General features: G+C 67.0%; 20 protein-coding genes and 4 pseudogenes. 10 read left to right on the top strand and 14 right to left on the bottom strand.

Features of this window, described 5'->3' with window-relative positions; all coding sequences use genetic code 11:
• Positions 1-12: 12 nt before the first annotated feature.
• Complete coding sequence (gene uvrB, locus CVUC_RS01315; RefSeq protein ID WP_096034140.1) at positions 13-2,262, top strand: excinuclease ABC subunit UvrB; 2,250 nt, start codon at positions 13-15, stop codon at positions 2,260-2,262.
• A gap of 59 nt (positions 2,263-2,321) precedes the next feature.
• Here the strand turns inward: uvrB and CVUC_RS20160 are convergent.
• Positions 2,322-2,387, bottom strand: a pseudogene (locus tag CVUC_RS20160) (hypothetical protein); the annotation flags it as partial.
• A gap of 58 nt (positions 2,388-2,445) precedes the next feature.
• Here CVUC_RS20160 and CVUC_RS01310 point away from each other — a divergent pair.
• Complete coding sequence (locus tag CVUC_RS01310) at positions 2,446-2,634, top strand: hypothetical protein (RefSeq protein WP_096034141.1); 189 nt, start codon at positions 2,446-2,448, stop codon at positions 2,632-2,634.
• On the top strand, positions 2,631-3,005 hold the full coding sequence (locus tag CVUC_RS01305; protein WP_096034142.1) for a type II toxin-antitoxin system RelE/ParE family toxin: 375 nt from the start codon (positions 2,631-2,633) through the stop codon (positions 3,003-3,005). Before CVUC_RS01310 ends, CVUC_RS01305 begins: the two co-directional genes overlap by 4 nt.
• 191 nt (positions 3,006-3,196) lie before the next feature.
• On the opposite strand, the gene CVUC_RS01300 is transcribed toward CVUC_RS01305, so the two are convergent.
• From CVUC_RS01300 to CVUC_RS01265, 7 genes and pseudogenes are all read right to left on the bottom strand, one after another.
• Entirely contained in the window at positions 3,197-4,558 is a 1,362-nt protein-coding gene (locus tag CVUC_RS01300; RefSeq protein WP_233279791.1) for a formylglycine-generating enzyme family protein, read from the bottom strand.
• 308 nt (positions 4,559-4,866) lie between these two features.
• On the bottom strand, positions 4,867-5,619 hold the full coding sequence (locus CVUC_RS01295; protein ID WP_164512756.1) for a hypothetical protein: 753 nt from the start codon (positions 5,617-5,619) through the stop codon (positions 4,867-4,869).
• 295 nt (positions 5,620-5,914) lie between these two features.
• A pseudogene (gene murD / locus CVUC_RS01290) lies at positions 5,915-6,064 on the bottom strand (UDP-N-acetylmuramoyl-L-alanine--D-glutamate ligase); the annotation flags it as partial.
• 291 nt (positions 6,065-6,355) lie between these two features.
• Positions 6,356-8,080 (bottom strand): ATP-binding protein, encoded by a 1,725-nt coding sequence (locus CVUC_RS01280; RefSeq protein WP_096034145.1) that lies wholly within the window; start codon positions 8,078-8,080, stop codon positions 6,356-6,358.
• A gap of 102 nt (positions 8,081-8,182) precedes the next feature.
• Positions 8,183-9,421 carry a DUF1624 domain-containing protein gene (locus CVUC_RS01275; protein ID WP_164468202.1) on the bottom strand — a complete coding sequence of 413 codons (1,239 nt, stop codon included), beginning with the start codon at positions 9,419-9,421 and terminating at the stop codon, positions 8,183-8,185.
• Between the two features lie 143 nt (positions 9,422-9,564).
• Positions 9,565-10,542, bottom strand: a complete 978-nt coding sequence (locus CVUC_RS01270; protein WP_096034147.1) for an NAD(P)H-dependent flavin oxidoreductase — start codon at positions 10,540-10,542, stop codon at positions 9,565-9,567.
• Positions 10,543-10,605: 63 nt separating this feature from the next.
• On the bottom strand, positions 10,606-11,052 hold the full coding sequence (locus CVUC_RS01265) for a lysozyme inhibitor LprI family protein (RefSeq protein ID WP_096034148.1): 447 nt from the start codon (positions 11,050-11,052) through the stop codon (positions 10,606-10,608).
• Positions 11,053-11,382: 330 nt separating this feature from the next.
• Here CVUC_RS01265 and CVUC_RS01260 point away from each other — a divergent pair, with 330 nt between their 5' ends.
• Both CVUC_RS01260 and CVUC_RS01255 read left to right on the top strand, forming a co-directional pair.
• The gene (locus CVUC_RS01260; RefSeq protein ID WP_096034149.1) at positions 11,383-11,943 is read left to right on the top strand and encodes a heme NO-binding domain-containing protein; all 561 of its coding nucleotides are present in this window, start codon (positions 11,383-11,385) and stop codon (positions 11,941-11,943) included.
• Positions 11,936-13,810 carry a hybrid sensor histidine kinase/response regulator gene (locus CVUC_RS01255; protein WP_096034150.1) on the top strand — a complete coding sequence of 625 codons (1,875 nt, stop codon included), beginning with the start codon at positions 11,936-11,938 and terminating at the stop codon, positions 13,808-13,810. Before CVUC_RS01260 ends, CVUC_RS01255 begins: the two co-directional genes overlap by 8 nt.
• Positions 13,811-13,853: 43 nt before the next feature.
• Here the strand turns inward: CVUC_RS01255 and CVUC_RS01250 are convergent, their stop codons facing one another.
• Positions 13,854-14,267: a lysozyme inhibitor LprI family protein gene (locus CVUC_RS01250; protein ID WP_096034151.1), complete on the bottom strand. Its 414-nt coding sequence runs from the start codon at positions 14,265-14,267 to the stop codon at positions 13,854-13,856.
• A gap of 18 nt (positions 14,268-14,285) precedes the next feature.
• Positions 14,286-15,248 carry an acetyl-CoA carboxylase carboxyltransferase subunit alpha gene (locus tag CVUC_RS01245; RefSeq protein ID WP_010920832.1) on the bottom strand — a complete coding sequence of 321 codons (963 nt, stop codon included), beginning with the start codon at positions 15,246-15,248 and terminating at the stop codon, positions 14,286-14,288.
• 278 nt (positions 15,249-15,526) lie between these two features.
• Here CVUC_RS01245 and CVUC_RS01240 point away from each other — a divergent pair, with 278 nt between their 5' ends.
• From CVUC_RS01240 to CVUC_RS20155, 4 genes and pseudogenes are all read left to right on the top strand, one after another.
• A complete protein-coding gene (locus tag CVUC_RS01240; protein ID WP_096034152.1) occupies positions 15,527-15,727 on the top strand; it encodes a hypothetical protein in 201 nt (66 codons plus the stop codon).
• 100 nt (positions 15,728-15,827) lie between these two features.
• Complete coding sequence (locus CVUC_RS01235) at positions 15,828-17,246, top strand: cytochrome P450 (protein ID WP_096034153.1); 1,419 nt, start codon at positions 15,828-15,830, stop codon at positions 17,244-17,246.
• A 50-nt stretch (positions 17,247-17,296) separates the two neighbouring features.
• Positions 17,297-17,719 (top strand): OsmC family protein, encoded by a 423-nt coding sequence (locus tag CVUC_RS01230; RefSeq protein WP_024265892.1) that lies wholly within the window; start codon positions 17,297-17,299, stop codon positions 17,717-17,719.
• Positions 17,720-17,854: 135 nt separating this feature from the next.
• Positions 17,855-17,920: pseudogene (locus CVUC_RS20155) on the top strand (hypothetical protein); the annotation flags it as partial.
• On the opposite strand, the gene CVUC_RS01220 reads toward CVUC_RS20155, so the two are convergent.
• From CVUC_RS01220 to CVUC_RS01205, 4 genes are all read right to left on the bottom strand, one after another.
• Positions 17,921-18,979 (bottom strand): HpcH/HpaI aldolase/citrate lyase family protein, encoded by a 1,059-nt coding sequence (locus CVUC_RS01220; RefSeq protein WP_096034154.1) that lies wholly within the window; start codon positions 18,977-18,979, stop codon positions 17,921-17,923. It abuts the pseudogene before it with no gap.
• 78 nt (positions 18,980-19,057) lie between these two features.
• Positions 19,058-20,083 carry a mechanosensitive ion channel family protein gene (locus tag CVUC_RS01215; RefSeq protein WP_096034155.1) on the bottom strand — a complete coding sequence of 342 codons (1,026 nt, stop codon included), beginning with the start codon at positions 20,081-20,083 and terminating at the stop codon, positions 19,058-19,060.
• Between the two features lie 163 nt (positions 20,084-20,246).
• Complete coding sequence (locus CVUC_RS01210) at positions 20,247-22,742, bottom strand: TonB-dependent receptor domain-containing protein (RefSeq protein WP_096034156.1); 2,496 nt, start codon at positions 22,740-22,742, stop codon at positions 20,247-20,249.
• A 510-nt stretch (positions 22,743-23,252) separates the two neighbouring features.
• Positions 23,253-24,254: an aldo/keto reductase gene (locus CVUC_RS01205; RefSeq protein ID WP_096034157.1), complete on the bottom strand. Its 1,002-nt coding sequence runs from the start codon at positions 24,252-24,254 to the stop codon at positions 23,253-23,255.
• Between the two features lie 128 nt (positions 24,255-24,382).
• On the opposite strand from CVUC_RS01205, the pseudogene CVUC_RS20730 reads away from it, so the two are divergent.
• Positions 24,383-24,485: pseudogene (locus CVUC_RS20730) on the top strand (hypothetical protein); the annotation flags it as partial.

Raw genomic sequence — 24,485 nt, 5'->3', positions numbered from 1 at the left:
TAACTTGACGCCATGCCTTCTCGCGACACCTCCGGCGTCTCTGACGTCTCGACGCCCTTCGTGCTGGACACGGTTCCGGGCGGAGCGATCCCGGCGCTGTGGACCCCGCACCGCCCGGCGCGCCCCAGCAAGTCCGAGGGCGGCAAGACCTTCAAGCTGGTCAGCGACTACCAGCCCGCCGGCGACCAGCCGACCGCCATCGCCGAACTGGTCGAGGGCCTGGAGAACGGCGACCAGGACCAGGTGCTGCTGGGCGTCACCGGCTCGGGCAAGACCTTCACCATGGCCCAGGTCATCGCGCGCACCCAGCGCCCGGCCCTGATCCTGGCCCCGAATAAGACCCTGGCCGCCCAGCTCTACAGCGAGATGAAGTCGTTCTTCCCGGAGAACGCGGTCGAGTACTTCGTCAGCTACTACGACTACTACCAGCCGGAAGCCTACGTGCCCCGGACCGACACCTATATCGAGAAGGACTCCTCGATTAACGAGCAGATCGACCGGATGCGCCACTCGGCCACCCGGGCGATCCTGGAGCGCGACGACGTCATCGTCGTGGCCTCGGTGTCGTGCATTTATGGCATCGGCTCGGTTGAGACCTACACCGCCATGACCTTCACCCTGGAGGTCGGCCAGCGGGTCGATGAAAAGCAGCTGATCGCCGACCTGGTGGCCCAGCAGTACAAGCGCAACGACCAGGCCTTCGAGCGCGGTACGTTCCGCCGCCGGGGCGACACCATCGAGATCTTCCCCGCCCACTACGAGGACCGCGCCTGGCGCGTGACCATGTTCGGCGACGAGGTCGAGGCGCTCAGCGAGTTCGACACCCTGACCGGCAAGAAGACGGCTGACCTGGAGATGATCAAGGTCTACGCCAACAGCCACCACGTCACCCCGCGCCCCACCCTGCGCCAGGCGATCATCGCCATCCGCGCCGAGCTGAAGGAGCGCCTGGAGTGGCTGACCGCCAACGGCAAGCTGCTGGAAGCCCAGCGCCTGGAGCAGCGCACGACCTTTGACCTGGAGATGATCGAGACCACCGGCTCGTGCGCCGGCATCGAGAACTACAGCCGCTATCTGTCGGGCCGTAAGACCGGCGAGCCGCCGCCGACCTTCTTCGAATACATCCCCGACAACGCCCTCCTCTTCACCGACGAGAGCCACCAGACGGTTCCGCAGATCGGCGCCATGTACAAGGGCGACCGCAACCGCAAATGGACCCTGGCCGAGTATGGCTTCCGCCTGCCCTCGGCCCTCGACAACCGCCCCCTCAAGTTCGAGGAGTGGGACGCCATGCGGCCCCAGTCGGTGCACGTCTCCGCCACCCCGGCCAACTGGGAGCTGGAGCGGGCCGGCGGGGTCTTCGCCGAGCAGGTCATCCGCCCCACCGGCCTGATCGACCCGCCGGTTGAGGTGCGGCCCGTGTCCAAGGACGGCGCCAGCCAAGTCGACGACGTGGTCGACGAGATCCGCCAGACCATCAAGCAGGGCTACCGCACCCTGGTCACGGTCCTCACCAAGAAGATGGCCGAGGACCTGACCGAATACCTGACCGAACAGGGCATCCGCGTCCGCTACATGCACAGCGACGTCGACACCATTGAGCGCATCGAGATCATCCGCGACCTGCGTCTGGGCCACTTCGACGTGCTGGTCGGCATCAACCTGCTGCGCGAGGGCCTCGACATCCCCGAATGCGGCCTGGTGGCCATTCTCGACGCCGACAAGGAAGGCTTCCTGCGCTCGGAGACCAGCCTGATCCAGACGATCGGCCGCGCCGCGCGGAACGTCGACGGCAAGGTCATCCTCTATGCCGACCGCGTCACCGGCAGCATGGAGCGGGCCATGGCCGAGACCGCCCGCCGCCGCGAGAAACAGCACGCCTACAACCTCGAACACGGCATCACGCCCGAGAGCGTCAAGCGCGACATCAAGGACATCCTCAACAGCCCCTACGAGCGCGGCGACCGCGTGCTGGTGCCCATGGGCATGTCCGAGACCGACGACCGCCCGTTCAGCGGCGACAACTTCAAGGCCGCGCTCAAGGACCTGGAGGCCAAGATGCGCGAGGCCGCCGCCAACCTGGAATTCGAAACCGCCGCCCGCCTGCGCGACGAGATCAAGCGCATGAAGCTGATGGACCTGGAATTCGCCAACGAGGTGCTCACCGCCCCCGGCGAGGCGGTGGACAAGGCCATGCCCAAACGCGTGCGCGCCGAACTGCGGGCCGAACAGGCCGAGGCGTTCAGGAAGAGCCGGCTGTAGGGGCCGGACGCTCCTCCCCCGCAACGCGGGGGAGGTGGCCCAGAGGGCCGGAGGGGGCGTCACAGCCGCCAAGCCCCTCTCCTCCCCCACCGGGGGAGGGGGACCGGCGAACGCCGGTGGAGGGGGCTCGCCGCGACCCAACGCCGCTTTGAGAAACCCCCGTTTTGTTCTACCCTTCGGTCGATGACCGCGCGAAAGATCGCCCTCGACCAGCCCCCCGGCCCGGCGCCCGACGCCGACGAGGCGGCGCGCATCGTGCGCTATCGCGCCCTGATCCAGGAAGGCCTGGACGAGCTGGCCGCCGGCCAATTCGAGGTCGTTGAGGACATCCACGCCTGGCTCGACACCTTGGGTCGCCAACCGCCTGCATGAGGCGGTTGGAGATCACGCGCCCTGCGCGGCGCGACATTGATCACCTGCTCTGGGAAAGCCGACAACGGCACGGGCCTCAGGCCGCCGCGCGCTATCAAAGGCTCATCGGGTCAGCCTTTGCAGATCTGCGTTCAGCCCCAAAACGCCCGACATCCGCCTCGGCGGAGGTCGGGGATCTAAAGCTTTACGCCCTACGCATCGCCGCACGCCGACTTACCGGCGGCCAGCGCGTGACCAAGCCGTCGCATGTCATCGTCTATCGGTTCGACGACGAGCGCGTCACCATCGTGCGCCTGCTGCACGAGGCCATGGACCTGCCGGAACATCTGGCGCGCGCCGTGGGGTCCAGCGCGGCGCGGAAGCTGCAATAGCCACGCCCGTGGGCCAGTCGAGACGCCGTCTCCTTGCCCATCAGGGGACCGGCGAACGCCGGTGGAGGGGGCGGTGATTTGGTGCACTGTCACCGCACTTCAAAGATCCTGTCGGGTCGATGCAGCGCTGGTCGCAGAGTCGCGCTTGATCCGACCTAGTCTTGCGCGTCCCTATCCTCGGACCTTAGTCACTAATGTGGAAGCGTTCGCGCTATCCGAAATCCAAGGCCATTCTCTCTGTCACTAACGTTCATGCTACGACTTGCAGAGCGGAGTTGACCAATCCCATCGTAAAAAGCTCCACCGCGGGTGACGTGACCGCGGCACTCGCTGTCAACATAGGCAGAGCCGTCGGAGGGGTGAGCGGGTGACCTCGGCGCATAACAGTCTTCGACCCACTCTTCTACATTGCCTATCATGTCGTAGAGACCAAAGGCATTGGGCGCAAAACTACCGACAGGTGACATCGACTCGTCATCCCATAGGCTGCCACAATGGCCGCAGTTGGCGTTATTGACGCCTATCTTATCGCCCCATGGGTAGGTCGTCGTGGAGCCGGCACGCGCCGCATATTCCCATTCCGCCTCTGTAAGCAGGCGATAGCGCTGCCCAGTCTTGCGGCTCAGCCAGGCGGCATAAGCCTTGGCGTCTTCCCAGCTTATGCCGACCACGGGGCTGGCGGGGGCGCTAACCAATAGCCCCAGACGCTCATAGGGATTGTTCGGGGCGAAGGGATCAACCTTAGCATTGGGATCGAGCAGGGGGCCAACCACAGCCTTGGCTTCCTTCCATTCCGGGAGCCTGCAACCCCCGGCGGCAGCGCAGGCAAGATACTCATGCACCGTGACCGGATACTGGCCAACGGCAAACGGGTATCCAATGCGAACCGGAAGTTGGATTTCATCAAGCGCCGCCTTCCGATCCGTCTTGGGAGCCCCCATGATGAACTTACCGGCGGGGAGCGCGACCATTTCCGGACCGTACCCCCCCCCGATCAAGCTATCCCGAAAGCGCCACGCAGAGACGGGCGCGCCCGAGGCGACGGCGGACATCGCCACCTCAGGGCTGTTAGCCGTCTCAATCGCTGGAAAGGGCAAGTTTTCTGGCGCCGACACTTCGTCAGACAATTGCCAGTTGCCGCACCCGGCGATGAATGCCTTGAGAACATTTTCCGGGGGAGGGTTGGGCGTGATACGCGATCCACCGACCTCGACCGTCATCTTCTTGGTCGCTTCCAGATCTTCGAGGAACGCTGCGGTGAAAGGAACAAAGAAGTAAAAGCTGTTGTTGTATCCCTTTACTTCTGCCTTGTCAGAATAGACTTTGGCGTGGCCATCATTGCTGCCATCGCCCAAATAAAGCCGCCCTAATTTTGACTTACCCGTTACCGTCTTTGAAAAAAGGGCTTCAACAGTGAAGTGCTCATCAAAGCACACAAACGAGAGATATTGGCCAAGGCCGTCCTCCCAAATCATTGTTTCGTCATCACTGTTCGGGCCTTCGACCCAAACGCCACCCGTCGGGGGTTTCCCAGGATTTGGGGTTTGCGCCACAGAGGCCGCGCCCTCCGCCTCTTTCCCGGGACTTGGCGCTTGCGACTTTGCACCCGTCGGGTTGCAACCGCTCAACGCCACGCACGCTGCAACGACCAAGGTTAGCCCAAGGCGCGATACTATCGAAACCTTCGCTGCACGATGAACAAGCGCATAGTCATTCGACTTTAGCATGTATACTCACCCGAAAACCTCATCGCGAGGAATCCTAAGATCCACATCAATCTGAGGTTTGACGTCCAGATAAATGGTAGGCGCACCCTTACATTCGTAAGGTCACACTGTTGGGCGATAAGACTTCACGCCGCCTAGAGGTTGCCAAGGTCGTTGAAGAAATTGAGCGAGAGGGCCAGCAGGGCGCAGGCCGTCCGGTTGGGGTCGCCCGCCTTTGGCAGGTAAATCGTCTTTTTCCAGCCGGCAAAACTGATAGCGCACACGTCCACGCCCCCTCGGCTGAACACGTAGCCAAGGACGGTCGGGCTCGAGATCAACTTGGTGTCGACCTGACGCGTTTCGGCCTTCAGGACGATATCACCAAGGATGAACTCACCGGCGCGCTGCGGCTGCTCCAGGGATTTCATGAAGCCGGGTTCGGACAGAGCCAGGTCGAAAGCTGTTCCCGCCGGCACGCCGCCGCCGACATAGTCGCAGTGATAGGCGAGTTTTGATCGCTTGAACGCAACCCACGTCAGACCGGCCCGCGCCTGCCCGCCCGTGCAGGTCACATCGACGTGCTCGGTCTGCCCGGGCAGCAAGACGGTGAACCTGTTATCGTATTTCTTTTTGACGCTGCTGTAGGCGCCTTCGAGGACACTAAACCCCGAGGTCCGCACAACGGTCAGCCCTCCGACGCCCGTAAACTCGCCCAAGGCGTAGTTGGCTTTCCCAAGCTTGCCGCCGCCGGTCTTCTCGACGCGGAGCTTTTCGGTGTTGTCGAGCCAGGAAGCAGCGGCCGGCTCCGCCATGGCCGCCCCCGCAGCACTGACAGCCAATATCGCCGCGACCACCGCTGCCAGCTTAGTTTTAGTTGACGCCATGTTCCCCCCAGGAAATTCAAGCACTTGAACACAAGGCATCTAACCTTGTAGGCCAGCAGCTTAGTCTGATTAAATTTGATCCGACGCCAAGACTATTTCGAGTAGAGGCGCGGACACCGACTTCAACATACCTCTGAGCAGGCTCGCCTTCTCCTGCGCGCTCGCACAAGACCAAGTCATATAACGGACTAAGTCAGTTAACGTGTAAACGAATGTGAATTCGCTTCCGGCGGGACGGCCCGGCGGCTACGTCGCCTGCGGCGCGAGCCGGGCCAAGCGAACCTGATCCCTTGACCAAAAGCGCCCTAACAGAAAGCCCCTAGGCCACCGCTGCCTTGCCGCCGCTCGCGCTCAAGCCGTTCACCGCCGTGTGGAACGCTTCACCGCGCGCTTCGACGTCACTGAACGGGTCGAACGACGCGCAGGCGGGCGAGAGCAGGACGATGGCCTCGTCACCGCCGGCGGCGGCGTGCGTGCGCGAAACCTTCTTCCCCCTCTAGGGGAGGAGCGCGTCAGCGCGGAGGGGGCGAGTGGGGAAAGGGCCCGCTACCGCCGCAGGCCCCCACCTGACCGCTACGCGGTCGTCCGCCCCCAGAGGGGGGCGGAAGGATAGGACGCCCCCAATCCTCCCCCCAGCGGGGGAGGTGTCGGCCCGAAGTGACGACGGAGGGGGAAGGGGCAAGCTCAGCAGGACTTCCCCCACCGTCCGCTGCGCGGACACCTCCCCCGCTGGGGGGAGGATTTGCAGAAGCTCGCGCCGTCAGGCGGTCCGCGCCGTCAGCCGGGCGGCGGCGGCCAGGAGGTCGCGGGCGACCACCGGTTTCTGCTGCACAGCGTCGAAGCCTTCGGCGCGCCAGGCGGCGGGATCCTCGCCCAGGGCCTCGCCGGTCAGGGCGATGATCGGCACGGCCGGGTCGCCGCCCTCGCCGCGGCGGATGCGGCGGACGGTCTCGCGGCCGCCGAGGCCGGGCATGTGCAGGTCCATCAGCACGAGGTCGGCCGGGGCGGACTTCAGGCTGGCCAGGGCGGCCTCGCCGTTGTCGGCGACGGCGACGCGGGCGCCGACGGCCTCGAGGATGGCGCGGGCCACGGCCTGGTTGACCGGATGGTCGTCGGCGACCAGCACCGTCAAGCCAGCCAGGCTGTCGGGGGTCGCCGGGGTCTCGGCGGTGTCGGCGGCGGGCTCCGCCGGGGCGGGCGCGGCGGGGCGCTCGGTGACGGGCAGCGGCAGGGTCAGGCGGAAGGTCGAACCGGAGCCGAGATCGCTGTCGACCGTGATCGCGCCGTCCATCAGCGTCGCCAGCTGGCTGCAGATCGACAGGCCAAGACCGCTGCCGCCGAAGCGGCGGGCGATCGAGGCGTCGGCCTGGGAGAAGGACTGGAAGAGCCGCCCCTGCTGCTCGGGCGTCATGCCGATGCCGGTGTCGGCGACGTCGAAGACCACCGCGCCCGGGGCCTCGCCGGGGCGGGCGCTGAGGGCCACGCCGCCCGACCGGGTGAACTTGACCGCGTTGGAGATGAGGTTGCCGAGGATCTGCCGCAGGCGGGTGGGATCGCCCAGCCGGTAGGCGTCCAGACCGGGGGCGATGGTCAGCACCAGGTCCAGGCCCTTGTCGGTCGCGGCCGGCGTCCACAGGGCGCGCAGGTCGCCGAGCAGCTCGGGCAGGTCGAAGGGCTGGCGCTCGATCTCCAGCTTGCCGGCCTCGATGCGCGAGATGTCGAGCACGTCGTTGAGCAGGGTCATCAGGTCCTCGCCCGAGCGCTTGAGCAGCGCGGTCTGGCGGGCCTGGTCGGGGCCGAGGTCGGCGCGCGACAGGGCGTCGGTCATGGCCAGCACGCCGTTCATCGGGGTGCGGATCTCGTGGCTGATCATGGCCAGGAAGGCGGACTTGGCCTCGCTGGCCTTGAGGGCCTGGGCCTCGGCGGCCTCCAGCGCGGCGATGCGGCGGTTGTTCGCGGTCGCGCTGGTGAACGTATAGAGCAGCATCAGCGCCACGGCGGTCATCATGGTGGCGATCTGGACCGGGGCGAAGCCGCCGGTGAGGATCGGCATGACGATCAGCGAGGTCGAGGGCATGCCGACGTCGATCGCGAACAGCACGGGGGCGCGGAAGGTCACCGACTGGGCGTGGATCAGCTGGCCGGCCGCCAGGCAGATGGCGGCCCACTGCAGGGCCGGGTTGCCCGAGGTCCACAGCACGAGGGTCAGGGCCGTCCAGACCCCGACCATGACGATCACGACGGTCACATAGCCCAGGCGCCGCAGCACGGGCGACAGGTTCAGGCGTCGCGACAGCCGGGTGACGCCAAGGCCATAGACCTCGGCGACCATCGCCGCGGCGAACCAGACGATCGCGATCGCGGCGCTGACGTTGAACCCCAGGAACCCCGCCACCAGCACAGCCATGCCCAGTCGCGCCGGGCGCGCCTGGCGTCCGGTCGAGGCGATCAGGTCGATGCTGTCATCCAGGAGCGGACGGGCCATGGGTCCTCTTCACCGATGCCCCAAGTGTACGGGACGGCGGTTAAGGTCGCCTTGGAAGCTTGGCCAAATTCGGGCTCTGCGACGATCCGCCCCAGCCCCGGCCTACAGGTAGCTCAACCACAACGCCCGGCGACGCGCCTTGACCTTGGCGAACCACAGGCAGGCCGGATAGCAGACGGCGACCACGATCAGCCAGACGACATAGACGGTCAGCAGGCCGTGCCCGAAGTCGGCGGGGAAAGCCTCCTTCGGCCCGCCCAGCGAGGGATAGGGCGTGAAGACAAAGCTCAAGGCCTGCGCCCCGTAGGTCGCCAGCGCCAGTCCGGTGGCGATCAGGTGGGCCAGGAAGAAGTGCAGCAGATAGTAGAACAGCGGTACGCGCCCCAGGACCTCCAGCGCGCCTCGGACGGCGGAGGGCCGGCCGGGCGTCCGGACCAGGAGCGCCGCCAGCAGGAAAATCAGGCCCAGGGTCAACAGGGTGAAATCCAGCGAGGCCGGATACTTGGTGACATTGACGAAGGCCATCAGGCTGTAGACCGGCGAGGCCTGCGGGCTCCACGGCGCGGGATCGCCGTACAGGTTGGCCAGGCGCAGCGCCACGAAGCCGGCCAGAGCGGCGAGGCCCAGGCCCGCGAACGTCCGGGCGCTGAGCCGCCCCGCCTGGATCGCCGGCCCCATCGCAAAGCCCAGCAGCATGATCGCCGCCCAAGGGATCAGCGGATACGGACTCACCACCGTCGCGCCGAACAGCTGAACGATCCCGACCTCGTGGAGAAAGCTCATGCCGGCGCCGAACGGGGCGATGTCCAGCAGCGGGTGCAGCAGCAGGATCGCGACCGCCAGCGGGGCCAGCCAAGCCCTCGGCAGCCAGACCAGGGCGGCCAGCGCGATCATCGACAGCCCCAGCGCCCACAGCACCAGCAGCAGAACCGGGCTCTGCAGCGACACGGAGAAGTAATAGGCCAGGCGCATGACGACGAGCTCGAGGAGCATCAGCCACAGGCCGCGTGAGACTAGGAACCCGGAGAGCTGGGCCCGGCTGCGCCCCCGGCTCCACCACAGGAAGGCCCCGACGCCCGCCGTCAGGGCGAAGGCCGGCGCGCAGACATGGGTGATCCAGCGGGTGGCGAACAGCAGCGGCGTGGTCGTCGCCAGGTCGGTCGGCAGCGCCGACATGGCGCCGCGATGGACGAAGTCCCGCACATGGTCCAGCGCCATGATGACCATGACCAGGCCCCGCAGCTGGTCAACCCAGCCCAGGCGCGCGTTTGCGGACGCCTCCTGGGCCGCCGGGCCTTGCGGCTCGGCGACCGCGCCCGGATGTCTCGAAGCGATGCTCACCCCTGCCCCTCCCGCAACGTCGCCGGATTTGTAGGACATTTATCGGGCGGGCGGGAAGGCTCCAGCGTTTTCGTGGTTGGGGTGAGATGGCGCGGCGCACCGCCAAGGGCGGCGGCTGACAGCCCGGCCCGCCCGCATCAGCCTCAGCCCAGCATCCTGGCCAGACGGCCCCGGATCAGCTCCTCGGCCTCGGCGACCATGCGGTCGACCAGATCCTTCACGGTCGGGATGTCGTGGATCAGGCCCTGGACCATGCCGGCGCTCCAGATGCCGCCGTCGGTGTCGCCCTGCGCCAGGGCGTCGCGACCCCGCGTGCCGGCCACCAGATGGGCCACGTCCTCGAACTTGGCGCCGCCGGCCCGCTCGATCTGCACCACCTCCTGGCTGACGGCGTTGCGCATGACGCGGGCGGTGTTGTGCAGGGTGCGGAAGATCAGATCGGTCTGGCGCTCGTCATTGGCGACCATCTGCTCCTTGAAGGCCATCGGGATCGGGGCCTCCTGGGTGACGCAGAAGCGGGTGCCCATGTTGACCCCGTCGGCGCCCAGCGCCAAAGCCGCCACCAGGCCGCGCGCGTCGGCGATGCCGCCCGAGGCCAGCATCGGGATCTTCACCTTGTCGGCGGCGGCGGCGATCAGGATCAGGCCGGGGATGTCGTCCTCGCCCGGATGGCCGGCGCACTCAAAACCGTCGATCGAGATGGCGTCGACGCCCATGCGCTCAGCGCTCAGCGCGTGGCGGACGGCGGTGCATTTGTGGATCACCTTCACGCCGTTGGCCTTGAAGTGATCGACATGCTCCTGGGGCTTGTAGCCGGCGGTCTCGACGATCTTGATCCCGCTCTCGATGATCGCCGCGCGATACTCGGCGTAGGGCGGCGGGGTCATGGCGGGCAGGATGGTCAGGTTCACGCCGAACGGCTTGTCGGTCATCTCGCGGGTGCGGGCGATTTCCTTGGACAGCGCCTCGGGCGTGGGCTGGGTCAGGGCGGTGAGAAAGCCCAGCGCCCCGGCGTTGGCGACGGCGCTGACCAGCTCGGCCTTGCCGACCCATTGCATGCCGCCTTGAGCGATCGGGTGCTCGACGCCGAACAGCTCGGTGAAACGCGTCTTGATGGCCATGGCCGCCTTCTCCCTCCGGTTTTCAGAGACTATGCGGCGGCGCCCGCTACGTCAGGCAAGCGCCTAATAGGCGGTGCGGAAGCGTTCCAGTTCCTCGGCCCTCTGGCGGGTGCGATCCAGCACGCACTGGTTGGCCTCGACCCTGGCCAGCGAGCCCCAGTCCTCATCGACATAGGCGGCGCAATCAGCGTCGCGGAAGGCGATCCAGGCGCGCTGGCCCTTCTGCAGGGCGGCCTTCTGGCGCGGGCGGTCCAGCCGCATCAGCGCCGCCTGATAGGCGCGATTGAGGCGAGCGTCCTGCACACCGATCTCCGCGCCGATACAAGCGATCATGCCATAGGTCGACTGCCCCTCTGGCGTGGCCAGGCACCGATCGAGGGCCGTCATCGACCGGGTCGCGGCGCCGGCTTTGGGCGACGCCGCTGGTTTGGCCGCCTGCGCCGACGCGTCGGACGCGACCAAACCCAGCAAAGCGGCCGCCATCCAGGCGCTGACGAGACGTGGGTTCATCGTGAAGGCTCCTTGGCGGGCACTGTAACGCGCTTCGCCACCCGCGGAAAATCCTGACGGCCCAACTCTTGAAGCCTCCTGACGCCGAGTTGAGCGCTTGCGACTCAATGCGCGCTTTCATGGTCGCGACGATGGAACCCTGGGTCTTGCGACCGAAGGCCGCGCCTCCAGATCCGTGCAAACGATCGCGTACCGAAAACACTTAAGTTAAGAAAGACGCTGTTCGACGAGCGTCGTGCACGCCTCGTCGGGCGGGCGTCGCCAATAAGAAAATCAGGGAGCGCGGACGGCCAAGGCTCTTGGACGGTCGCGAACGGGACGGGCGGCGCCATGAAGGGTGTGATCTTCAACCTGTTGCAGGAGGTTGTCTCGGCCACTCATGGAGCGGACGCCTGGGACGACATCCTCGACGAAGCCGGCGTGTCCGGCGCCTACACCTCGCTGGGCAGCTACGACGACGAGGAGTGGGAAACCCTGGTCGAGACGGCCAGCGCCCGACTGTCGCTGTCGCGCGGCGAGCTCCTGCGCTGGTTCGGGCAGGAAGCGATGCCGCACCTGGCGCGCGCCTATCCCGTGTTCTTCGAAGGTCATGTGAGCTCGCGCAGCTTCCTGGCGGGCGTCAACGACATCATCCATGCCGAGGTGCACAAGCTCTACGCGGGCGCGGCGTGTCCCCATCTGAAGCTGCGAGCGATCGACGCCGGCGGCGTCGCCATGGCCTACACGTCACAGCGGCGCATGTGCGCCCTGGCGCAGGGCTTCACCGAGGGCGCCGCGCGACAGTTTCACGAGGTCATCACCTTTGAACACGCCGCCTGCGTGGAAAAGGGCGACAGCGCCTGTGTCTTTCACATCGGTTGGCCGTCGCTAGAGGCGGCGGCGAATGACTAGCGCCGTCATCCCGTTTTCGCCCGCGCAGGTCGAAGCCGCCTCGGACCGCGAAGCGCGCATCGCCCGTCTCGAACGCCGGCTGAGCCGCGAACTGCTGGCGCGTCGCGAGGCTGAAGCGATCGCCGAGGCGGCGACCCATCGCCTCTACCGGCAAGGCGAGCGGATGCGGCTCTTGGCGGACCTGGCGCTTGAGGCCAATCGCAGCGACGATCTCGACACCGTCCTGCGCGCCGCGCTCAGGGCGATCGGAAGCCAGACGGGCTGGCCCGTCGGACACGTCCAACTGGTCGAGACCGACGCCGCGGCGATGGACTGGCTGCAACCCACGGCGTTGTGGCTGGCCCCGCCCGATATGGACATCGTAGCGCTTCGGCGGGCGACCACGCCGCGCCGCGCCCAGATCGGCGGCGGCGTGCTCGGCCAAGTGATGCGGCTGCGCGGCGCCTGCTCCATCGAGAGCCTCGCCAGTTGCCCGGCCGAGCGCCGGCGCGCCGCAAGCGCCCTAGGCCTCAATCAGGGCGTCGGCTTTCCCATTCTGGTCGGCGACGAGATCGCTGCGGTCGTCGAGTTCTTTCACGACCATGGACGAGGCCCCGACGCGGAGACGCTCGCCTTTCTCGACCAGGTCGGCGCGGTGCTGGGGCGGGCCTTCGAGCGGCGCAGGGCCGAGCGGGCCGCGCAGGAGGCCCGCGCGCGGCTTGAGGAAAGCCTCGCAGCCGCCGAGGCGGCCAGCCGGGCCAAGACCCATCTCCTGGCGGTCGCCAGCCATGAGGTTCGCACGCCGCTGAACGCGGTGCTCGGGCTGGCGGAGGTCCTTGCCCGAAGCCCTCTGGACGCGACACAGCGCGAGCATGTCGACGGTGTGCGCCAGGCCGGCGGCATGCTCCTGCGCCTGTTGAGCTCGGTTCTGGATTTCGCCCGCATCGAAAGCGGCGCCACGCCGCTGGTCCCCACCCCCTTCAACCTCGCCGATCTGGCGCGCGAGGTAACCGGTGTCTGGCGCGCTGCGGCCGGCGCCGCGCAGCTTGATCTTCAGCTTGACCTCTCGGCCTGCCCTGACCCCTGCTGGATTTCGGCGGACAGCGGCAAGATCGAGCAAACCCTGACCAACCTCGTCTCCAACGCCATCAAGTTCACACCCGCCGGCGGCAAGATCCTGGTCCGCGTTGAAACGACGCCGAGCGCTGCACCGACCTTCCGCATTGTGGTCGAGGACAGCGGCGCGGGCGTGCCGGCGGAGGACATCGATCGGATCTTCGACCCCTTCCAGCAAGCCGCGCTGGGACGCGAAGCTGGCGGCGCGGGGCTTGGCCTGGCGATCTGCGCGGCGAACCTGCGCGCCATGGGCGGCGACATTGGCTATCAGCCGGCGCCCGAGCGGGGTTCGCAGTTCTGGTTCAGCTTCGTGGCCGAGGCCGTCGACGCCCAGGCCGAGCCTGCGCCGGTCGATGCGCTGACCGACCTGCCGCTGCGGATTCTGGCGGCCGAGGACAATCCCGCCAACCAGCGCGTCCTGCGTTTGCTGCTGGAGCAGGTCGGCATTACGCCAACCGTTGTCGAAGACGGCGCCGCTGCAGTGGAGGCGGCGCGATCGACGCCGTTCGACCTCATCCTGATGGACGCCAACATGCCGCGAATGGATGGTCCGTCCGCCGTCGAGGCGATCCGCGCCCTGGGTATCGGCAAGGACCGCACGCCGATCGTCATGCTGACGGCCAATGTTTTCGAGGACGACGTCCGCCGCTATCGAGCCGCAGGCGCGGACGGGGTCCTGGCCAAGCCGCTCGCGGTGGCCGAGTTGTACGCGGTGCTCGCTGAAGTTCAGAACCGCGTCGCTGGCGAAGGCCTAGAGCCCTTTCCGATCTGATTGAACCAATCAGATCGGATAAAAAGGGCTCCAACGATCTGAATCAGGGCTGGAGCAGTTCTTCCAGCGCCTGGGCCCGGCGCGCCGTGTGCTTCAGATAGCAGCTCTGCACATAGATCGGACGGATGGTGCCGCCGCTCAACGCCTGGACCGTCGCGCAGTCGGCGTCGCGGAAGGCGATCCAGGCCCGCTGGGCCTTGAGCAGCGCGGCCTTGGCGTCCGGCGCGTCGGCCAGGTCAGCCATGTCCGCCCTGTAGGCCTTGTTCAGGCGGGCGTCCTGAAACTTGAGCTCGGCGTCGCCGCACCGAAGGATCCCGGGGGTGTTGTCGTTCTCCGGCTTTTCCCGACACCGATCATAGTCGGGACTGAACCGGACGCCGTCCTCGGCCTGCGCCTGGGCTGCGACGGGCGCTAAGCACAGCAGGGCGGCGGCGATCATCATCGTCCGAAGCAGCATGGGTTGGTCCTTGTCCGACTATTGCAGGCCTGCGCGGCCGATGGCGTAGAAGCGGTCCGAGCGCTGCTTCTTCAGCTCAGCCGGGCTCATAGCGGCCATGGCCTTCAGCTCGTCCTCGACCGCGTCGCCCACCGCCTGGATCGCCGCTTCGGTGTCGGAGTGGGCCCCGCCGGCGGGCTCTTCGACGATGCGATCGACGATGCCCAGCTTGATCAGATCCTGGGCGGTGATGCGCATCTGGGTGGCCGCGTCCTTGGCCCGGGCGCCGTCGCGCCACAGGATCGAGGCCGCGCCTTCCGGCGAGATCACCGAATAGATCGAGTGCTCCAGGATCAGCACGCGGTTGGCGCCGGCCAGGGCGATCGCGCCGCCGCTGCCGCCCTCGCCGACGATGGTGGCGACCATCGGCACGCCCAGGGTCAGGCAGCGCTCGGTCGAACGGGCGATGGCCTCGGCCTGGCCGCGCTCTTCAGCGCCCAGGCCCGGATAGGCGCCGGCCGTGTCGACAAAGGTGATGACCGGCAGGTTGAAGCGCTCGGCCATGTCCATCAGGCGCACGGCCTTGCGGTAGCCCTCGGGGCGAGCCATGCCGAAATTGTGCTTCAGGCGCGTGGTGGTGTCGTGGCCCTTCTCGTGGCCCATGACCACGACCGGCTGGCCGCGGAACCGGCCAAGGCCGCCGACGATGGCCTGGTCGTCGGCGAACTTGCGGTCGCCGCGCAGCTCGACGAACTCGTCGATCAGGCCGGCCACATAGTCGCGCAGGTGCGGCCGCTGCGGATGGCGGGCGACCATGGTCTTCTGCCAGGCGTCCAGATTGGCGTAGGCCTCCTTGCGCAGCTCTTGAGCGCGGTCGCGGAGGGCCTGGATCTCGGTGTCGAACGCGCCGGGACCAGCGGTTTCGGAGAGCCGGCTCAGCTCTTCGATCTTGCTTTCCAGGTCGGCGATGGGGCGTTCGAAATCGAGATAGTGGGCGGCCATGGACTCTTATCGTCGCCGTTGATGAAGGGGTGCGAACCTAGTGGCCAAATCCCCGAAGGGAAAGAGGCGAGATTCCGACGCGGAACCGCCCCGATGTCGCCTCGTTTTATCCACAGGGTTGATCCCCAGGTGAGTCTCGATTCGAGACTCTCTGAGTCTGGTGAATCGCGACATAGAGTCCTATGTTGTTCTGTAGCAGGTTGCGGAAGCCGACCTGCGCCCTGCGGCCCCCGCCATCGAACGTGCGCGGCCCCGCCTGGTGAGAGCGGACAGTTCCCATGCAGGTGTTCACCTTCTTCTGTGTCGAGTCCGACGGTTCGGTTCCTCGCTTCGACGTGACCCCGTGCGCCGACGACGCCGCCGCGCGTCTGCGGGCCTCCGAGCTTCTGGACATGCACCACCGCTGCGACTTCGTAGAGGTCTGGCGCGGCGCCCAGCGGGTGTTCGACGTCTTCGCGCAACAGGTCGCCGCAGCGTAATTCAGCGCGCGATGAATTATTGCATCGCAACCTGAACCCGCCTAGGGTGCCGTTCCGGATGGAGCCCACTGGGGACTCCTGAAATCCGGAAGGCCGCACCATGGACGCTGACGTCCTCGCCGCCCAAACACGCGACGCCGTCTCCGCGTCGAATTCCCTGATCCCGCCCGCGCCCAAGGTTCATCCCCACCCGCTCGGCTATGCTCTGTTTGGCGAGTTGCGCATCGCCTGGGAGATGAGCCGCAACATGGTCGGCGCCTGGTGCGAGGAGGACTTCGACAACCTCTTCACGCCGTATGTGTTCCTGGGCCAGCCGGGCCTGGTGGTGAGCGATCCCGCCGCCGCCCGCCGCATCCTGACCTCGCCCAACTACATCCGGCCCGTGAAGGCTGGTCGCACCCTGAAGCCTCTCGTCGGCGAGGGCGTGCTACTGGTCGAGGGCGACACCTGGAAGCGGCAACGCAAGAGCCTGGCGCCCGCGTTCAGCCCGGCGGCGATCAACGATCTGCTGCCGCATTTCATCGGCGCCGGCGACGCGCTGGCCGACAGCCTCGCCGGCCGGGACCGCGCCGACCTGTCGCAAGCCTTCCATCATGCCACGCTGGACGCGGTGCTGCGGGCGCTTTTCTCGCGCCGCGCTGACGGCGAAGGCGCGCACCTCGCCGAGATCGCCCGCCGCTATATGGAAGGCCCTGCCCACTTCAACCTGACCGACTTCATCAGCCGGGGCGCCGATGACATGACCTGGTTGGACGGATCGCGACGCCGACAAGGCCGGCAATGGTTCGCGATCGTCGAGCGGCTGATCGCCGAGCGTCGAAGCCACCCGCATGATCCGCCGCGCGATCTGCTGGATCGGCTCCTATCGCTCCGCGACGAGGACGGCGCCCCCCTTCCCGACAAGGAAGTCCGCGATCAGTGCGGCTCGATGCTGGGAGCCGGTTTCGAGACGACCTCCAGGCTCCTGTTCTGGGCCGCCTATCTGTTGGCGCAGGCGCCGGACGTGCAGGCCAAGGTTCGCACCGAGGCCCGGATCACCCCGGCCGCCGACATCCGCACGCTCGACGACCTGAAGGCCTGGCCCTTGATGCGGTCGGTGCTGTTCGAGACGCTGCGGCTCTACCCCTCGGCGCCCCTGGTCGGCCGCCAGGCCCTGGCGCAGGACGAGATCGCCGGCCACGCCGTGGCGGCGGGCTGCATGATCACCATCAGCCCCTGGCTGATCCACCGCCATCGCAAGCTGTGGGACGCGCCCACCGCCTTCGTTCCTGACCGCTTCATCGACCAGCCCCATCCCTGGGGGATCGAAGCCTTCCTGCCGTTCGGGGCCGGACCGCGCGTCTGTATCGGAGCCAGCTTCGCCCTGGCCGAGGCGCAGATCGTGCTGGCCAGTCTGCTGGAGCGGTTCGAGATCGGCCTCGTCGGCGACCGGCCCGTGATCCCCATCGCCTCGATCACCCTGGGTCCCGACCACGCGCCAGACTTCACCCTGACGCCGGTCACACAAGCGCGGCCTTGAACGGCGGGGGCCGAAGCGCCAGCTTCAGCGCTCCATTCAAGGATCCGCCGATGACCGACACCCCCACCCGCCCGTTCGCCACCGCCACCGACAGCGGCCATGGCGGCTTGCAGACCTTCGTGACGGCGGGTCCGGCGACGATCGTCGCGGACCTGTCGGCGGCGCAGGGCGGGCTCGATTTGGGTCCCGATCCGCATGAGCTGGTCGCGGCGGGCCTGGCGGCCTGCACCACCATGACCCTACGCCTCTACGCCAACCAGAAGGGCTGGGACATCAGCGGCCTGCACGTCGAGGTGTTCTCGTCGTTCGACAAGGAGACGACGCCCCACGAGCGCTTCGAGCGGATCATCACCCTGGAGGGCGACCTCACCGACGAACAGCGCGAGCGCCTGTTCCAGATCGCCGAGAAATGCCCGATCCACAAGCTGCTGACGGCGGGGGCCAAGGTGGTGACGACGGTGGCGGGGAACTAGTCGAAGACGCCCTCTCCTCCCCCATCGGGGGAGGGGGACCCGCGAACGCGGGTGGAGGGGCCTGCGGGCGGCAAGGCTACATCCTGTGGCCTGCAGGCGAACCGCATCCTGATCTGACAGGGAGGTAGCCGGCTCGGCCGGCCCCTCCACCGCCGTTCGGCGGTCCCCCTCCCCCAGAGGGGGAGGAGAGTCGTTCAGCGCTTAAAACCCATAAAGCGCCGCATACTCCGCGTCCTTGCCCGCGATCTGCCGCGCGCAATCGACCATCACCTTGGCCTGTTTCCAGGTCGCGTCGTCCTGCATCTTGCCGTCGATCATGGCCACGCCCGTGCCATCCGGCATGGCCTCCAGGATCTTCCGGGCGAAGGCGACCTCGGCGGGGTCCGGGCTGAACACGCGCTTGGCGATCTCGATCTGGCTGGGGTGCAGGCTCCAGGCGCCGGCGCAGCCCATCAGGAAGGCGTTGCGGAACTGCTGCTCGCAGGCGACCGGATCGTCGATGGCCCCGAACGGGCCGTAGAACGGCTTGATGCCGTGGGCCGCGCAGGCGTCGACCATCTTGGCGAAGGTGTAGTGCCAGAGGTCCTGCTGAACGCTGACCCTCGCAGAACCGTCCGCATGCGGATCTTCGATCACCCGATAGCCCGGATGTCCCCCGCCCACGCGGGTCGTCTTCATGGCGCGGCTGGCGGCCAGGTCCGCCGGCCCCAGGCTGATCCCCTGCATGCGCGGGCTGGCCGCGGCGATGGCCTCGACGTTCATCACGCCCTCGGCCGTTTCGAGGATGGCGTGCAGCAGGATCGGCCGGGTGACGCCGTGCTTGGCCTCCAGCGAGGCCAAGAGCTGGTCCATGTAGAAGATGTCCCACGGCCCCTCGACCTTGGGCACCATGATCACGTCGATCTTGTCGCCGGCCTTCTCGACGATGGTGGCGATCTCATCCAGGTGCCAGGGCGAGTTGAGGCAGTTGATCCGCGTCCAGAAGCCGACGCCCAGGGCCTTGAAATCCACCTCGCGCGACATGGCCACCAGGCCCGCCAGGGCCGCGCCCTTGGCGTCGGCGGGGATGGCGTCTTCCAGATTGGCCAGGATGACGTCGACGGTGGGGGCGATCTCGGGCAGCTTGGCGCGCACCTTTTCCAGGTGCGGCGGCACGAAGTGGATCATCCGCTCCACGCGGGCGGGCAGCTCGCGATAGGGCGTCGGCGCGCCGATGGCCAAGGGTTTGAAAAAGCCGCGCGGCGTCTTCATGCCGGTCACTCCCCGCTTCGTCCCCTTCACGAGGGGATCATTTCGCAATTGCGAGAACCATGCGGCGACGCAAAAAGCGCGTCAAGCTTATCGTCGTTCAGGCGGCGGCGGGACCTTCGGCGCTTCCTCGGGATCCTCGCGTTCCAGGTCGGCGGCGGCGTCGTTGCTGGAGCCGATCCGGGCGGCCTTCGACGCCTTGCGCCGGCGCGCGGCCGGCTCCAGGCGCAGACTGGCCATGGCCTCCTCGCCTTCCTCGCCGAACAGGCCGCGCAGGCGGATGTCGCGCTGCGGATAGGGAATCTCGATGCCCGCCTCGCGCAGCGCATCGTCGATCAGCCAGGTATAGGCCGCGAAGATCGCCGCCGGACGCCGCACGGCCTCGACGGTGGGCCAGACCACCAGCTCGAACTTCAAGCTGCTCTCGCCATAGCCGACCAGCCACACCTGGGCGCGGCGGGTGGCGTCGTCGGGCGAGGTGAAGGGCGCGGCCTTGGCGGCCTTCAGCACCGCCTCGCGCACCTTTTCCTTGTCGGTCCCGAAGGCGGTGACGAACGGCACGCGCAGGCGGCGGTTGGTGCCGCGCAGGGTCCAGTTGATCACCTGATCGTTCACCAGCACCGAGTTGGGCACGATGATGTCGGTGCTGTCATTGGTGCGGATGCGCGTGGCGCGCGGGCCGATCTCGTGCACCACGCCGCGCCCGCCATTCGGCAGCTCGACAAAGTCGCCCACCGCCACCAGCCGCTCGAACACCAAGCTGACGCCCGAAGCGAAGTCCTTGATCACCCCCTGCAGGCCAAGACCGACCCCCACGCCCAGCGCGCCGGCGAACACCGTCAGCGAGGTCAGGTCCAGACCCATGGTCGAGAGGCCCGCCATGACGCCGACCACCACCAGGCTGTAACCGGCGACCTTCTCGACGACATAGAGCGAGGCGGCGTTGCCCCCCGCCCTCTGGCGCAGACGCCGCAGCCCCGCCGAGGTCAGCCGCGCGGCGAACAGCGCCACCAGTACGATCAACAGCCCCGTCGTGAGGCTCCCCACCGTCACCGACGCCTTGCCCAGCTTCAGGAGCTCGAAGGAATCCAGAGTGCGGAGCGGGTTTTCGTCCATGGGGGCGAGTGTGGGCCGAGGTGGCGGCGCGGATCAAGCACCGCCGCGCTCTGCGCTCAGCTCTTAACGGATCGAGCCCGCCAAGCCTGGAGGGACGCTCCAAGCCGGACGGGCTCGCAAGGGTCGCCGGCGCCGGGGGGGGGCGCCGGACGCCAGACTTAGATCAGAAGTGCATGCGGGCCGACATCGAGACCGTGCGGCCGTTGGCGGCGCGGCCAAGACCGATGCCGTTGGCCGGGACCGACGGGGTGGTGATCTCGATGATCGCGACCTTGTCGAACAGGTTCTCGGCGTTCAGCATCAGCTGGAGCTTGTCGGTCACGCGATACTGGGCGAAGGCGCCGACCAGCGTGTAGCCGGGCATCTTCATCAGGTTGTTGTCCTGCACCCAGCTTTCGGTCGTGCCGATGATGTTGGCGCCGATCGTCACCTGGCCCAGATCAAGCTGGGGCGTGGCCTGGTAGATGAAATCGGGCTGGCGGCGCGGGACCTTGCCGGCGACCGCGGCGTTCAGCTTGTCATTGACGAGTTCGGCGTCGGTATAGGTGACGCCGCCCCGCACGCTGAACGGACCGTGGCGATAGGTGCCTTCGGCCTCCACGCCATAGGCCTTGTAGGTCCGGTCGGTGGTGATGGCGCCGGCCTGGACGTTGGTGTCTTCGGTGTCGGCGCTGAAGGCGGTGACGTTCACCGTGAAGTTCGGCGCGCGGTATTTGAACCCGGCTTCGAACTGTTTGACGATGTCATAGCCGTCGGACTTGTTGAGCAGGCGGCCGTCGGCGGTGCTGACCTTGGTCGAGAACAGCAGCTTGTCGGCCCCGGCCCGCGCCCCGCGGCTGTAGCGGGCGAAGACCGCGAACGGCTCGGCGACGCGGTAGTTCACGCCGACCGAATAGCTGACATAGCCGTAGTTGTAGTGAACGGGCGCCGGGCTGTCGAAGGGCGTGAAGGCGGTCTTCGATTCCGCGACGGAGATGACGCCGTCGCCGTTGAAGTCGACCGACTTGATGCCGATGCGGCCGCCGCCCAAATCCGCGCCGTAGAGATCGCCGCGCACCCGACCGCCGTCATAGCGCAGGCTGCCCCCGATCGCCATCTTGCCGATACGATAGTTCAGCGAACCGTAGGGCGCGGTGATGTTGTAGCGGAGGTCATAGCTGCGGCGGAAGAACGCGGTGGGGCCGGACCGGTTGAAGCCCAGATAGCCGTTCTGGGTCTGCGGCACGCCGGCGGCGTTGGTGTAGTTGATCAGCGACGAATTGCCGTCGGCCGCCACATCCTGGAGGTGGTTACTGTAGAGCCAGTCGCTGGTGTAGTCCTGGATCGACTTGTAGACGCCGCCCGTCACCGTCAGCTCACCCTTGCCGACATCAAAGGCCCGCGTGGCGCGCAGATCATTGATGAAGTTGTTCAGCGAGCGCGACTCGATGCGGTTCAGCGAGCTCCCGACGACCAGGCCGTTGCCGTTGAGCGCGCCGAGATTGGTGATGACCTGACCGGCGCTCGGGCCCGTGGCGTAGCTGAAGGTTCCCGTGCCGGCGCCCAGCGAGGCGGGCATGGCGGCGCCGGAAAAGATGTTGGCGACCAGGTTGCGGAGCGTCCCGCCCTCGATGTCCGAGTAGCGGCCGCGCTGGGTGATCGTCCAGCCCTGGACCTCGAACTGCGACTCCAGGCCGATCGACTTGACCAAGGCGTTCATGCCTTGGCTCAGCGGCATTTGAACCGGCTTGTTGTCGGCGTCGAGCGTAATGAGCTTGCCCAGATTGCCGGCGTTCATCGAGTCGTGCCGGACATCGTAGGTGTTGAAGCTGCTGAAGACCGGATCGTCATTGGTACCGGTGATGCGGATCGGGCCGGGCAGGTAGTGTGGCGAGCGGTCGTCCAGATACTTGCCTGAGAGTCGGACGTAGCCGTTTTCAAACTGCCGGGTGACATTGAACTTCAGCTGGCCGCCCTTGAAGGCGTCGAAGCCGACCTTCCGAGGTCCTTCGCCCACCCGGTAGAAGCCGCCGACGTGGAAGCGCCAGTTGTCGTTGATGGGCGCGCCGTAGGAGAAGTCCACGCGGTTGGTGTCGTAGTCTAGCCCGGTGGTCAGCAGGACCGTGCCGCCCTTCACATCCCCGGTCTTGGAAATCAGGTTGATCACGCCGGCCGGCGAGTTCGACGCAAAGGTCGAGGACGAGCCGCCGCGGATGGATTCGACCGCAGCCAGATTGAGATCGGCGCGAATATAGATGTCGACGGCGCCGTTGAAGAAGTCGCCGAATTCCAGGACCGGCAGGCCGTCTTCCTGCAGCTGCATGTACTTCGAGCCGCCGGACGCCAGGGGCAGGCCGCGGATCGTGTAGGCCGAGCTGCCGTCGCCGGTGGACGACTCGGTCCGGATGCCCGGCAGGTTGCGCAGCAGGTCGCCCAGCGAACGCCCGCCGGAGACCTCGATGTCCCTTTCGCGCAGCGCGCTGGTCGAGGTGGCGCTGTCCAGGCGATCACGGCCCTTGGCCACGCCGGTGGAGAACACTTCTTCACGGCTGGCCGGCGCATTCGCCGCCGGTTTGCCCGGGGCCTCCGCCGTTTTCGTGGCTGCGGTTTGGGCCAAAACGTGAGAAGGTGCGACAAATAGTAGCGGCACTATAGCTGCAGATACGTAGAGCATCTTCATAGTTAACGGCTCCTCCGCGATATTATTTCAAGTATTTCGGCCCCGAATTGATTATTGAGTGGTAAATGAAACATTCTAAGCCGCCCCGTTAACCACTTGTTAAGCGTGAAACTCGGGGCAAGACGCCGCAAAATCGGCTGATTTAGGCCGAAAACACGGCCTCTATTGCGCTTTTCAAGGCGGAGCGCCGATCAGCTGAGGCCAAGTGACGCAGCGTCATTCCTCGCCGCGCCGCGCGACGTTCGGCCTGCGCGGGCCAGGGCGATCCGTCGTTTGGGACGGTTTGTCGGGGGGGTTTTGAGGGCCGACTCAAGGTCCGGCGGCGCGATCGGCAGCCCGCCGCCAGGCGGCGCACCGCCTGGCTGGGCCTAGCGCGCACGACGGCGCGAACATCAAGATCGGCTGTTCAGGGTGGCGAACGGCGACGTCCCTTCGCCCGGGCTGGACGAGCTTTCAGTCTCAGCCCGTCCTTCAAGGCTCGTCGGGGAGGTCGGGTTGTCTGAAAGGCCCTTACCGCCCCACCATCGCCATGCCGGTCTTGCTGTAGCGCTCGCCCTCGATCTCGGTTTCCGGCACGGCGGCGGCGATGCGCGCCAGCTCGTCGGCCGAGAAGGTCACGTCGACCGCGGCGACATTCTCTTCCAGACGATGGATCTTGGTCGTGCCGGGGATCGGGGCGATGTCGTGGCCCTGGTGGAGGATCCAGGCCAGGGCCAGCTGGGCGGGGGTGACGCCCTTGTCGGCGGCGATGGCCGACAGCGCCTCGACCAGCGAGAGGTTCTTCTGCAAGGCCTCGCCCTGGAAGCGCGGCAGCCCCTTGCGGAAGTCGCCCTCGCCCATCGTCTCGGCCTTGACCGCGCCGGCCAGGAAGCCGCGCCCCAGCGGGCTGTAGGGCACCAGACCGATCTTCAGCTCACGGAGCGTCGGCAGGATCTCGGCCTCCAGCTCACGGAACCACAGTGAATACTCGCTCTGCAGGGCGGCCACCGGCTGGACGGCGTGGGCCTTGCGGATCGTGGCGGCGCCGGCTTCAGAGAGGCCGAAATGCTTGACCTTGCCCTCGGCGATCAGGTCCTTGACCGTTCCGGCCACGTCCTCGATCGGCACGCTGGGATCGACGCGGTGCTGGTAGAAGAGATCGATCGTCTCGATCCCCAGGCGCTTCAGCGAGGCCTCGGCGACGCTGCGGATATGCTCGGGCCGGCTGTTGACACCGCGCACGCGCGCCATGCCCTGGCCCAGGTCCTCAGGGCCGATATCGAAGCCGAACTTGGTGGCGATCACCACCCGGTCGCGGAAGGGCTTCAGACCCTCGCCCACCAGTTCCTCGTTGGCGAAGGGGCCGTAGACCTCGGCGGTGTCGAAGAAGGTCACGCCCAGCTCGACCGCCCGCGCCATCAGCTTGAAGGCGTCGGCCTTGTCCAGCGCCGTGCCGTAGACCTGGCCCATGCCCATGCAGCCGAGGCCGATGGCCGAGACCTTGAGGCCGTCACCGAGTTCACGCGTCTTCATGGGATGCTCCTTGTCGGGGGCGGGCGCACCTTGTCGCCGGCGCTCCGAAGATGGGCCCCAAAGCGACGTTCATAAAGGGCGATGCGCGCAAAGGCTTGTTGAGCGACAGGCAAGAAAAACTGAGGGCGCGCACCGGCATGGGCGGCATGACAGGCAACCGATTGTTCTTCGACCGGATCCTGATCCTCGACGCCCCCCGGCGGGCGCTATGCGGTGATCGAGCCGAAGTAG

Source organism: Caulobacter vibrioides, assembly GCF_002858865.1.
Lineage (GTDB): Bacteria > Pseudomonadota > Alphaproteobacteria > Caulobacterales > Caulobacteraceae > Caulobacter > Caulobacter vibrioides.
This window is presented reverse-complemented; position numbering and strand designations above follow the sequence as displayed.